Source organism: Flavobacterium sp. HSC-61S13 (assembly GCF_024171535.1).
Classification (GTDB): Bacteria; Bacteroidota; Bacteroidia; order Flavobacteriales; family Flavobacteriaceae; genus Flavobacterium.
The window spans coordinates 65,322-79,914 of record NZ_JALJZV010000003.1 but is presented as its reverse complement, the minus strand read 5'-3'; the positions used below and the strand labels follow the sequence as shown (position 1 = coordinate 79,914).

General features: G+C 38.3%; 2 protein-coding genes. Both read left to right on the top strand.

All coding sequences use genetic code 11. The annotated features are described in order from the left end of the window. The first annotated feature begins 20 nt into the window (after nucleotides 1-20). Nucleotides 21-6,632, top strand: a complete 6,612-nt coding sequence (locus tag L1275_RS04180; RefSeq protein WP_253470129.1) for a choice-of-anchor J domain-containing protein — start codon at nucleotides 21-23, stop codon at nucleotides 6,630-6,632. Nucleotides 6,633-7,110: 478 nt separating this feature from the next. Then, nucleotides 7,111-14,568, top strand: a complete 7,458-nt coding sequence (locus tag L1275_RS04175; RefSeq protein ID WP_253470128.1) for a choice-of-anchor J domain-containing protein — start codon at nucleotides 7,111-7,113, stop codon at nucleotides 14,566-14,568. Nucleotides 14,569-14,593 lie beyond the last annotated feature (25 nt).

Here is a 14,593-nt window from a genome sequence, read left to right as displayed (position 1 = left end):
AACCAAATATTTTATTAGATATGAGTAAAATTACCTCATTTATTTCTGTTTTTTGTATATATGGGCTGCTGTTCTTAAGTGCCTCAGCCAATGCGAAACAGGATAATCTAGACAATTACCGTAGTAGTGATTTGTGGCACTATAAATCCTTTGCGCCAGATCTGAATCTACAGCCCTATTTTAGTTTTGCACCAGTAAAACTTTTAGCGGCAGCACCCTGTACGATACAATCGTTGCCTTTTTGGGAGGGATTTAATTCAGACTCAACAACCTTTGCATGTTGGAGTATTGTTGATAACAATAAAGATTCCAACTCACCAACGGGCAATAATATTTGGAAAGCCTACACTAGCTCGCCTTTTGAAGGTGATCGATCCATGTATTTTACGAGCACTGCAAAGAGTGATGATTGGTTGATTTCGCCTACCTTCAAATTAGATGCAACAAAGACGTATAAACTAAAATATCGCTATAAAAGCACCACGGGCAATAATGAGTTCGAGGTAGTAGCATCAAATAAGGGGGTTGTTCTGACTGATTTTACCCAAACAATAGTTGCTACGAGAGTTTATAAAAACTCAAATTGGAGGGAAGAAACCGTTTTTATAACAAAATATGGAGGCGATGTTAATTTGGCATGGCATATAGCAACCCAGTCTAGTACCACAGTATATATAGATAATGTGTCACTTGAAGAGGTGGCTTGTGTAGAGCCATTGAATTTAGAAGCTACGAAGATTAAGACCGATGAGGTAACGCTTTCTTGGACAGATACGGTAAATACAAATTGGGAATATTTTATAGAAAAGGCAGGAGGCAATGGGCCGATTGCAGCGGGTACTTTAGCTGTTGCTAATGAAGTAGTGGCAACTAAAGATCACACGAATAAAAACCTAGAAGCCGGTACTGAATATGAATATTTTGTGAGGTCTAAATGTGCTAATGGAAGTCTAGGAGATTGGATGGGTCCAGTTAGTTTCAGAACTTTATGTAAGGCAGTAAGTACAACTTTGGTTGAAGGATTTAATGTCAATTCTACAAATTTTAAATGTTGGAAAATACTCGATAATAATAAGGATGCTACAGCTCCAACAGGAGATAATATTTGGAAACAATATAGCAGTTCGCCTTATGAAGGCGATCGCAGCATGTTTTTCTATGGGGCAAATTCATCAACAACTCATGACGATTGGTTGATTTCTCCAATGGTTAAAATGAATGGAGGCCTTTATGCAATTACGTTCTATTACAAAACAAGCAGTTCGTATAGTAATGATTTTGAGGTCTTGTTATCGAGAGACGGAATCAATCCAGTGGATTTTAAAAAGTCGTTATCATCTCCTAAAAAACGCAATACTTCAACTTTTGTTAAGGAAACCCTTTATGTCAACGGTGAAGTAGGTGATATCAATATTGCCTGGCACGTTGTGGCTAAAGGATATGCTTATGTATATATCGACCTGGTGACCATTCAAGAAGTGTCGTGTTATGCGCCGGCTGAGGAAATCGTTATTGGAGATTTAGAGAAGGATAGTGCTAAAATATCTTGGACGGATCCAAACAATACGAGTTGGGAGTATTTTGTTCAACCGATGGGGGCAGGTCCTGCGCCGATTGGAAGTGGGGTGATCTCTAAAATAGATAACATAAAAGTACTTAAAACCAGTGGAACTAGTGGGGCTAACTTACAACCGAATACCTGGTATGAATTCTTTGTTAGATCCAGTTGTGGTGCAGGAAAGAATAGTATTTGGGTAGGTCCTGTAAAATTTAAAACCCCTTGTGATTTAACTGTTTTGCCGCTTTGGGAGGGATTTAATGTGAATTCGACAGGATTGACTTGTTGGAAAATTGTTGACAATAATAACGACGGAGATACTTATAGTAATATTTGGAGAACAATTAATTACGATCAATTTGAGGGAGATCAAACCATGTATTACTACGGTTATACTTCATCGCCTAAGCATGATGATTGGTTAATTTCAACGGGCTTTAAGCTTGATGCCACTAAGTATTATAGATTGAAGTATCATTATAAAACGAGTAGTTTTAACAAAACCGATTTCGAAGTCTTACTTTCTACTAAGGGCACTTCTGTATCCGATTTTACGAGAAGTTTAATAACTAAAACAGGGATTAGTACGGACGTTTGGGCTGAAGAATCTCTTATCATTGGCGCTACTGCGGGTACCGTTAATCTAGCGTGGCATGTTAATAGTCCTGGTAATAGTTCAACCTACTTGTATATAGACAATGTCTTTGTAGAGGAAATTGTAGGTTGTCCGGAGCCGATGGGCTTGGGTAGTAAAGATTCCAAAGAAAACAGCGCTTCAATTTTTTGGAGTGATGACTTTGGTAAGGATTGGGAGTATGTGGTTCAGAAAGCAGGTGGGAAAGCACCAACAAGTAACGGTACCGCGACTACTAAAAAAGATAATATCGTAACTAAGGATCAATCGGGAGGGAATTTAGAGGAGAATACGGCCTATGAGTTTTATGTAAGAACGACCTGTGGCGACGGAACCTTTAGTATTTGGAAAGGACCTTTTAATTTTAGAACTGGTTGTTCCGCATTTGCGGCTCCATTCTGGGAAGGGTTTAATGCGAATTCTATTGGAATCTATTGTTGGACAATACTTGATGAAAACAAGGACGCTACTTCATCTTCGGGACGTGGCATTTGGAGTAGAGCGAATTCTGGACAATATGAGGGCAGTCATGCGATGTTTTTCTATACATATAATGGAGAAAATGAAATAAGTGACGATTGGTTAATTTCGCCAGTGATTAAACTGGAGAAGAATAAAATTTATAGATTGAAATACCATTTTGTCACGGATACCTATAACGATGATAATGAGTTTGAGGTTTTGGCTTCTAATACGGGAAACAAGCCTGCGGATTTTAAAAAGGAAATTGTAAAAAGTAAGACTTATAAAATTGGAAATTACCAACAAAGAACGGCATATATTGCAGATTTTGATGGTAATGTAAATCTGGCTTGGCATATTAAAGGTGGTGGATCAAAAAGGGTTTATATCGATAATGTTTTTGTAGAAGAAGTATTGACTTGTCCGGAACCTATATTGCTAGATGCGAAGGATATCGAACAAAGAAAAGCGACCATTACCTGGACTGATGATTTTAAGGCAACCAATTGGGAGTATGTTTTACAAGAAGCTGGAAAGGGAGCTCCAACGGGCAATGGAACCCTTACTACTAAAAAAGAAAATACACTGACACAGGATCAAACGGGTAAAGCCATTGAGCCTAATACGGATTATGAGTATTATGTACGTACTATTTGTAGCGCTGGAGTGTATAGTATTTGGTCGGGACCTTTTAATTTTACCACCCTATGTGATCTTTATGCGGTTCCATTCTGGGAAGGTTTTAATACCGATTCTAGGACTACTAAATGTTGGACAATAGTGGATGCTGTAGCAGACGGCGGAGATGTATGGAATATTTATAATTACGGTAGTTATGAAGGTAATGGCTCAATGGCTATATCGGTGTGGGATTGGACGGATGAAGAAGAAAGTGATGATTGGTTGATCTCTCCGGATATCGATATGGAAAATAGTGATTATGTTTTGAAATATCATTATAAGGCTGGAGACTATGATGCGGGAAGATTGGAAGTGTTGTTATCAAATACGGGGCTTGCCTTGGATCAATTTAAGACAAAATTGGTTGCCGCTGCAGATTTTACCGATGTAATATGGAAAGAAAAAGTAGTGTTTTTTAAAGGTGTAAAAGGAAGAAGTAATCTGGCGTGGCGCACGAAAACCGTTGGTTCTGTAGAGGTTCATATTGATAATATATTTATTAAAAAGGTCATTGGGTGTCCTGAACCTTTTTATCTGGTATCAAACAAGCAAACGGCTTCGACTTTAGATGTGGAATGGCAACAAACTGGTGGAGTTACCTCTTGGGAGCTTATTGTAGTTGAATATGGGAAGGATGTAAACAGTGCTCCGATTAAATCGCTAGTGGTTAATGGAAACCCAAAAACAACGATTAGTGGACTAGATCAGAGTAAGGCTTATACGATTTATGTCAGAGCGAAATGTACAGACGGCAAATCAAATAGTGATTGGTCAAGTCCTTTAAATACAGGAACGACGGTAGGGGCGAATGACGAGTGTGTAGGAGCAGTTCAGCTTCCTGTTAATGCCACTTTAGATTGTGTTAAATCACTAGATGTTTCTTTGATGTCAGCTACCAAGTCGACTCTTCCGACTCCAGCATGTGCAAATGCTTCTGCTATATCTAAAGATGCTTGGTTTGAATTTACTGCAACATCAAAGGTGCATTTGCTAACTATGAGAGATTTGATTAGTATTTCTGGAAGTTCAGCTTATTCCTATGTATATGTGGTTTTATATGACCAGCCATGTAATTTGATTACAACTACTTCCTTGGGATGTTACGATATGAATGCCTCGGATAATGAGGCCGTTTTGAGAAATTTAACTCCCGGTAATAAGTATTATATCCGTATCGGTGTCGATGCTAGTGATTTTACGGGATATCTGTTTAATTTGTGCCTCACGACATCTCCCAACTTTACTCCGATTGAAGTGAGTCCAAGTGGTGATAAATACACTGTTGAGGAATTGGTGAAAGATGTATTGGTCAAATCGAATTGTGATTTGGTATCCAATGTGAAATATCAAAATGGAGATGGAGGAACTGCTTCTCAAAAATATAATACGGTTGGATATTTTAATAAAGCAGGTTCGGACTTCCCATTTAAGGAAGGAATCGTTTTGGCGACTAATGAGTTACAGTATGTGGCTGGACCATATATGGGGTATTCTTCGTTCCGTGGCGCAAATAATGAACGTTGGGTTGGTGACAAGGATATTAATGACGCTATTGAAGATGCTGGAGGAGCAAACTATCCGAAGAAAAGGGTAACTCAAATCGAGTTTGATTTTATTCCGATTAAAGAAGAAATAAAATTCGATTATCTATTTGCTTCTAATAGTTATCATCAAAGCTGTGGAGAGGTTTGTAAAGTGGGGGCTTTGTTTGCAGCTTGGTTAGTGGATTCTACTACGGGAGAAGGACAGAATCTAGCGAAAGTCTCTGGAACAGAAACTCCGATATCGATAAATACTATTAGAGATGCTGATAAATCTGGAGCGAGTTGTGGAAGTGAGAATCCGGAATGGTTTTGGAAATATTACGACAAAGTAGATAATGCTTTGGAGGCTTCAATTGACTTTGTTGGATTAACTAAGGCAATGAGTTCTGAATCGGTTAAAGTGGTACCGGGACGTAAATACCATATCAAATTGGCCGTAATTGATTTTTGTCCTACGCAAAGTCATACCTCTGCAGTATATTTTAATGCGGGAAGTTTTGATTTGGGTAATCTTGATTTAGGAGCTGATATGTTGGTGGAAAATGGCAGTGCGCTTTGTAATGGCGAATCCCGTATAATAAGTTCCGGGTTAGGTACTGATGGTGTTTCTATCAAATGGTATAGAGATGGTGTGTTGATTCCTGAAGCTGTTTTACCGGATTTAGAAGTTTTTGAAACAGGAGATTATAAAGTAGTTGGTAAATATCTAGCGATTAACTGTGAGGTAAGCGGGTCGGTCAAAGTTGAAATTTATCCAGCGATATCCACGGTGTTAACAGCGCCAACTACCCTACCGATCTGTCGAAAGGTGTTAACGGCACTCACCTTAGATTTAACAGAAGTTGAAGTGGGAATGCTGGCTAAAGTAGATCCGGTTAATTATAGATTTACCTACTATAAAACCAAGGCTGATGCGGAGACCAAGAAAGATAGTATTGTTGATCCAAAGGCTTATCAATTAGAGACCACAGCAACGGATGTGCAATTGTATGTTTATGTAGAAGATGTCAGAACGGGTTGTTGGGAAATCTTTGAATGGACTTTACGTGCCACTAAAGGAATTATACCTGATACGCGTGACAATGTTAAGATATGTGCTACATATATGTTACCGGAATTGGAAAAAGATCAATATTATTATACTGAATCCGCTGCTAAGGGAATCAATTACAAAGCAGGAGATGTGTTGACGGAGCCTAAAGAGCATAATATTTATGTTTTACAAGACAATGGCAACGGCTGTTATGAGGAAATCTCTTATAAAGTAACGATTACTGCAGCTGTAAAAGCCGATGTTTTTGCCGATGTAGAATTGGAGTGTTCGTTGCATGTACTAGCTCCTTTGTCGGCTCATAACAAGTATTTTACTCAAGCTGGTGGTCAAGGAATGGAATTGATTGTGGGTAGTTTAGTGCCGTTTGCACAAATCATCTATGTTTATGCTGCATCTGATGACGGTCTATGTCTCGGTGAAAGCAGCTTCAGAGTGAGTTATAAAGACTGTCCGATTGTAAAGGGAATTTCTCCTAATGGTGATGGATTAAATGATCGTTTCGATTTAAAAGAACACGGTGTAAGTAGTATTGTGATATATAACCGTTATGGTGCGGAGGTATATTCGTTTCAAGGGGCTTATACCGATCAATGGTCTGGTCAGGATAAAGCAAATAAGCAGCTTCCTGATGGAACATACTATTATGTTGTTATCGCTCACGGAAAAACCAGAACGGGTTGGGTTCAAATCAATAAATAAGTAACTAACCAAAATGTTTAAAACTGCCTCCAAAAGGGGCAGTTTTTTTTTGCTTAAAAAATACATTTTGATTTTGTTGATACGGTGTCTGGTTAACTGCGGTTGAAAGCAGATCGTATTTGGAGTTATTAGATTATTTTGTCCATTGGATTAGGAGCGTTTTTATGGATAAATAAACAAAGTTCACTTTCTAAAAAACCGCAGAGTTGTCTGCAATTCTAATGAAGTGGAATCGCGGTATTTGTTGAAAAAACCGCAGTAGCGATGGGTGGCGCTAAAGGATGTGTTGTTTTAAAGTATTAATAGTTTTTGTGTTGTTTTTATGAGTTTTATTAGCACTGATGCGTGTTTGCTTGATTTTACTTCACCCAGCCGAAGCTTTTCTAATTATTTTTTAAAAAATTATTAACAAACCATATAGACATTGTTGTGAAAAATGATATATTTGAGATATCAACTAACCAATAAATTATTAGGTATGAAAAAAATTACTTTCTTTTTCTCTACCTTCTTTTTTGCTATACTGTTTTTAGTGAACGGTTTTACTTATGCAAGAGGAGAAGATAGAGACATTACAGTAAGCAATATAAACTGGCAGGATAAATCCTACGCGCCAGAGTTATATTTGCAACCCTATTTTAATCTCACGGGCTTAGATATGGCGGCAGCCGCTGCTGCTTGTACTGCTCAAGTACTGCCTTTCTCCGAAGGTTTTAACAAGAATTCAACGACTTTAAGTTGTTGGACTATTGTCGATGCCAATAAAGATGAAACCACAGCCGCAAATATTTGGCGAGCATCTTCAACATTCTTAGAAGGCGATCAGTCTATGTATTTTTATGGATTAACAGGCAAAACACATAATGATTGGTTAATCAGTCCTGATATAAAATTAGATGCGTCAAAGACTTATCGATTAAAATATAATTACCGTACCACTTCTACATCAACTTATGTAAACGAATTAGAAGTTTTGATGTCTAGCAGTGGTATTGCGACTGCCGACTTTACAAAAACCATAGTGCCTAAAAAAGTGTATCCCAATACGGTAGATTGGCAAGAAGAGCGCGTGATCTTCACTGGTGTTACTGGTGATGTTAATTTGGCTTGGCATGTGGTATCGACTGGAGTGACTTATTTTTACATTGATAGTGTAGTTATTGAAGAAGTAGCGACCTGCCCCGAACCACTACAAGGTACGGTACGAGAAATACGCAGCGATAAGGTAACTTTAGCTTGGGAAGACAACTTTAGTGCTACTAGTTGGGAATACTATATACAAAAACCGGCTAAAGGAGTTCCTACAGCCAATGGGACAGTTACGAGTTCTAAAACAGCGACGGTTGCCACAAAAGAGGGTTCAGGTGCTAATTTAGTAGCTAGTACGGCTTATGAATATTATGTAAGAACGGTTTGTAGTGACGGACAATACAGTATTTGGAACGGACCATTCAAATTTACAACGCCTTGTGCAAATGCTACACTGCCGTTTTTCGAAACCTATAATACGGATTCCACTACGCTTAAATGCTGGTCTATTATCGATGCCAATAAAGATTCTACTTCTCCTACGGGAAGTAATATTTGGAGACTCAATGAATATAGTGCTTTTGAGGGCTCTCACATGATGTATTTTTACGGAGGTCCTAAAAATGACGATTGGTTAATCTCTACAACTTTTAAATTGGATGCGACCAAGATTTATAAGTTAAAATACATGTATAAAACCACGACTTCTTATATCAATGAATTTGAAGTGTTGGCCTCTAACACCGGAGCTGATTTGAGCGCTTTTACTAAAACGATAATCCCAAAACGGAATTATAGTAGCGGAGATTGGGTGGAAGAAACAGCTTTTATCACCAATTATGGAGGAGATGTTAATCTGGCTTGGCATGTTACTACCCAAACCTACTCCTATGTTTATCTTGATAACGTTTCCTTATCGGAAGTAGAGTGTGTTGAACCTTTGGAACTAGGTGTTAAGGAAGTCAAAACAGACGAAGCAACTATCTTATGGAAAGATCCATTCGCTACTTCATGGGAATATTACTTAGAAGGAACAGGTGGTACAGGACCTGTGGGTGCTGGTACGGCAACTACTAAAACCGAAGCAAAGGTTATTGTTGATCACAATAATAAAAACTTAGTGCAAAATACAGCTTATGATTTATATGTGCGATCTAAATGTGCTAATGGTAAATTTGGTGAGTGGTCTGGCCCTTTTACTTTTAATACTGCCTGTAACCCCGTTGCAGTTCCTTTTACAGAGGGATTCAATACCAGCTCGACCACATTCAATTGCTGGACGATTTTGGATGGCAATAAAGATGCTACTTCCCCGACTGGAAATAATATTTTCAAACGGTATGCTTCAACTCCACAAGAGGGTGATAGAGCAATATATTTCTACGGATCAACTTCTACTACTACGCATGATGATTGGTTGATTTCACCAACGATAAAAATGAATGGTGAGATTTATGCGATTACTTATTATTATAAAACTTCAGGTTCTTACGATAATGAATTTGAAGTGGCCCTTTCAAAAAACGGAACGAATCCGACTAGTTTTACAACTATTTTGGAAGGAAGAACCAAACGTAATGCAGTTAATTACGTCAAAAAAACATTATATGTCAGAGATATTATTGGCGATGTAAATATTGGGTGGCACATGGTTGCCAAAGGTTATGCATACTTGTATTTGGATGCGATTTCCATCGAAAAAGTAGACTGTATAGCTCCACAAGATAATTTAGTGGTAAGTGCTTTAGAAAAGGACAAAGCTACTGTAACTTGGACGGATACAAACAGTAGTAGCTGGGAGTTTTTTGTACAAGCTGCGGGTTCTGGACCTGCTCCGGTAGGTAGTGGAAGTATAGCCAAAGTACCTACAGCTTCTTTTTCAAAAACATCGGGATCTGGAGGTGCTAATTTACAACCCAATACCGAATATGAATTTTTTGTTAGAGGAACTTGTGCTCCTGGTAAGAACAGTTCTTGGGTTGGGCCTATCAAATTTAAGACGCCCTGTGATAGTTCGGTTTTACCATTTTGGGAGGGCTTTAATACAAATTCTAACACCGCAGGATGTTGGACAATTATTGATAATAACAAAGATTCTTCGACTGCTTCCTCTAATATCTGGTATCTGTATAATTACAGTATGTTTGAAGGCGATCGTGGAATGTATTTTTATGGAGGGTCTAGTACCACTAAAAACGACGATTGGTTGATTTCACCGAGTTTTAAACTCGATGCAACGAAGTATTATCGTTTAAAATATCATTACAAAACAACGACATCTTATAAAAATGATTTTGAAGTGTTGCTTTCTAATAAAGGCACAGCTGTAACGGATTTCACAACAACTTTGCTGGATAAAAAAGGGCAGAGTAGTTCGGTTTTTGCAGAGGATAAAGCCATTATTGGCGGTATTGGTGGTAATGTTAATATTGCATGGCGTGTTACAACCGATAAGAGTTACACCTACGTATATGTGGATAATGTATTCGTGGAAGAAATTATAGGTTGTCCAGAACCAATGAGTTTAAATGTTAAAAATGAAAAAGAGACCAGTGTTACAATCGAGTGGTCGGATGCTTTTGGTAAAGAATGGGAATATGTTGTTCAACCTGCTGGAGGAAAAGCACCTACAGCTAAAGGAACCGTTACCAAAACAAAAGAGAATGTAATCACCCAAGATCAATCGGGCAAAGCGCTTACCGCCAATACGGAATATGAGTTTTATGTACGTACGGTATGTGGAACTGAAGGACATAGTATTTGGGAAGGGCCTTTTAAATTCAAAACGGCTTGTGGTCTGTTTACAACCCCTTTCTGGGAAGGTTTCAATGCCGATTCTCAAAGCTTAGGCTGTTGGACTATAATTGATGAAAATAAAGATTCTACCTCGCCGACGGGAAGTAATATCTGGCGTCCTTATAATTATGGTCAATATGAAGGTAGCCAAATGATGTATTTTTATGGTTATCAGAGTGAAAAAACAAAAATGCCTCATAACGATTGGTTAATTTCGCCAAGAGTGAAATTTGATGCCAATAAAATTTACCGCTTAAAATATCATTATAAAGTAACTACGACAACTTCCTACGATTACGAGTTTGAAGTAGTACTATCTAATTCTGGAACTGACACTAAAAAATTCACTAAAGTCGTGGTTCCTAAAAAGAAATATGATCCGAGTTCTGAATGGATGGAAGAGTATGTTTATATTACCGGAACCTCGGGAGAAGTGAATATCGCTTGGCATGTTAGTGCCGAAACTACGGGTACCTACCTTTATGTGGATAATGTATTTATCGAAGAGGTAACCGGATGTCCAGAACCTTTAAAACCAAATGTAAAAGACATTCAACCGAGAAAAGCAAGCCTTACGTGGGAAGATGCTTTTGGTGCAACAAGTTGGGAATATTACGTGCAGAAAAAAGGTAAAGGAATTCCAGTTGCTGGGGGAACAGCAACTACTAAAAAAGACAACCCTATTACTCAAGAACAGTCTGGTATAGGCTTAGAACCGAATACGGATTATGAATATTACGTTCGTACCGTTTGTGGTACTGGAGGACATAGTATTTGGAGAGGACCTTTTGTGTTTGCTACGGCCTGTGATGTGTATGCATCGCCATTCTGGGAAGGTTTTAATACGGATTCGGAAACAACCAGATGTTGGACTATAGTTGATCGAAAAGGATCCATAATTCCAGCAGGTACAACTTGGAGAGCCACAACCAGCACATACGAGGGGAATCAAGCCATGTATTTTTACTTGTATGATGCCAATAAGGAACCCTTTAACGACTGGTTTATTTCCCCAACAGTTAACTTAGATGGAGGGATGTATATTTTGAAGTATCATTATAAAACAACATCAACCACTAGTTACAATAATGATTTTGAAGTCAAGTTATCTACACAAGGTGCGGATATCACTAAATTTTCAACTGTCTTGATACCAATGAAGAACCCACGTCTTGTCAATTATGTGGAAGATGTGGCGTTTATTAATAATATAAAAGGGGATGTAAATATTGGATGGCACATTAAGGCTGAGAATACCAATGCTGCCTACTTGTATTTGGATAATATCACTTTGAAAAAAGTGGAGACTTGTCCAGAGCCATACTATTTGAAATCAACAAATCCTACTACTACTAGTGTTGATGTAGAGTGGCAGCAAGATGGAGGTGTGACTTCATGGGAGGCTATTGTCGTTAATTATGGCGAAGATGCTAAGGCTAATCCTATAAAAACGGTAGCAGTAACCACTAATCCGAAAACGACTATAAGTGGACTGGATTCTGGTAAAGGTTATACCGTATATGTAAGGGCTAATTGTATAGATGGAAAATCGAATAGCGACTGGTCTACACCGATTAATGTAGGTACAAAAGTGGGTGCAAATGATGATTGTTCAGGAGCGATAAACATACCGGTTAACGTTGGTTTGGATTGTGTTAAAACAGTCTCAGGTTCCTTGTTTAGTGCTACCAGATCAGCAACAATAGCAACACCTCCTGTATTTCCTTTGCCGACTTGTAGTCCAAACATAGTGAATGATGTATGGTTTGAATTTACGGCTACCTCATCGGTTCACTTGTTAACACTTAAAGATTTAATAAGTATCTCAGGTGCTACAACATATCCTTATGTCTATGGAGCTTTATATGATCAGCCTTGTGCGTCTATAACGGCAACCTCCTTAGGATGTTTTTCTTTTTATCCAGGCGAGGAGAATGCGATATTTAGTAAATTGACGCCAGGAAAGAAATACTATTTCCGTTTAGGTGTTCAGGCTACTTATAGTCCGAGTGATTATATCTTTAAACTATGTATTACAACTTCCGAGTTTACTGCTTTAGAGGTGAGTCCAAGTGGACAAGATTACACAGTAGAAGAATTGGTCAAAGATGTTTTGGTGAAATCTAATTGTGACTTGGTGTCGAATGTAAAATATCAGAATGGTGATGGTAGCGCTAAAGCAATGTCTTATAATACACTTGGTTATTTTAATAAGTCAGGATCTAACTTCCCGTTTAAAGAAGGAATTGTTTTAGGGACTAATGAGATGCAATACATTCCTGGGCCTTACACCGGTTATTATAACGCTAATCGTGGCGCAAATAATGAGCGATGGGATGGAGATAAAGATATCAATGATGCTATTAAGGATGCAGGTGGCGGTCCATATCCTAAAAAACGTGTGACTCAGATTGAGTTTGATTTTATTCCGATTAAGGAGGAAATTAAATTTGAGTATCTATTCGCATCAAATAGTTATCACAATTTGTGCGGGGAAGTTTGTAATGTTGGTGCTATGTTTGCAGCTTGGCTTGTGGATAGTACTACGGATGAAGGTAAAAATTTGGCTAAAGTGACAGGGACTGATTTGCCAATTGCGATCAACACCATCAGAGATGCATCAAAATCAGGTGTTACTTGTGGTAGCGCTAATGAAGAATATTTCTGGAAATACTATGATGGAAATAAGGACAACCCAATTGATGCCTCGGTAGATTTTGCAGGATTGACTAAAGCAATGAGTTCTGAAACGGTTAAAGTGGTTCCCGGACGTAAATATCATATCAAACTAGCAGTCATTGATTTCTGTCCTACGGGAAGTCATACATCGGCCGTTTTCTTTAATGCGGGTAGTTTTGATTTAGGTAATCTGGATTTGGGTGCCGATATGTTGGTTGACAATGGTAATGCACTTTGTAATGGAGAATCTAGAACTATAAAATCTGGATTGGGTACTGAAGATATTACTATAAAATGGTATAAAGATGATGTATTGATTGCAGGGGCTAACACACCGGAATTAGAAGTTTTTGAGACTGGAAAATATAAAGTTGTTGGTAAATATGGAGCTATTAACTGTGAAGTTATGGGAGATATCAAAATAGAAATATATCCAATCATCTCTTCTGTAGTGGCTCAACCAAAACCATTGCCAATTTGCCGTACGGCTCTAAATGTCTTAAACTTAGATTTAACCCAAGTAGAAGAAGCGATGTTGGCTAAGGTGGATCCAGCTCATTATAAAATGATCTATTACAAAAGTAAAGAAGATGCTGAAGCAGGTATAGGTTCTATTGCGGATCCTACCACTTATAGTGTCGAAACTACGGGTGTTGACATATTGCTGTATATTTATGTAGAGGATTTGAGAACCGGTTGTTCTGAAATCTTTGAATGGACTTTAAGGGCGACAAAAGGTACTGTTCCTGAAGCACGCGAAAATGTTAAGATTTGTGCAGCCTATACGTTACCAGCGCTAGAGGCCGGTCAACATTATTATGCAGAATCTGCTGCAAAAGGTGTGGCGTATAAAGTAGGAGATGTGTTGACAGAGCCTAAAGAACATACCATTTATGTTTTACAAGACAATGGCGGTGGTTGTTACGAAGAGATTTCGTTTAAAGTAACCATTACAGCTGCTGTTAAAGCCGATGTTTTTGGCGATGTAGAATTGGAATGTGCGTTACATCCATTGGCTGCGTTATCTGCTCACAATAAATATTTTACTCAAGCAGGTGGTCAAGGTATTGAATTGGCCGTGGGAAGTTTAATTCCACACGCGCAAACCGTTTATGTATATGCGGCCTCTGAAGATGGATTATGTGTCGATGAAAGCAGTTTTAAAGTAAGTTACTTAGATTGTCCTATTCAAAAGGGGATCTCGCCTAATGGAGATGGTAAAAACGATCGTTTTGATCTGTCGAAACACGGCGTGAATAGCATCGTCATTTACAACCGATATGGAGCGGAGGTTTTTGCTTTCCAGGGTGCTTATACCGACCAATGGTATGGGCAAGATAAAGGCGGAAAATCACTGCCTGATGGAACTTACTATTATGTGGTCATTGCACATGGTAAAACCAAAACGGGATGGGTTCAAATCAATAAATAATAATTAGCGGATTCGCAAAATTTGC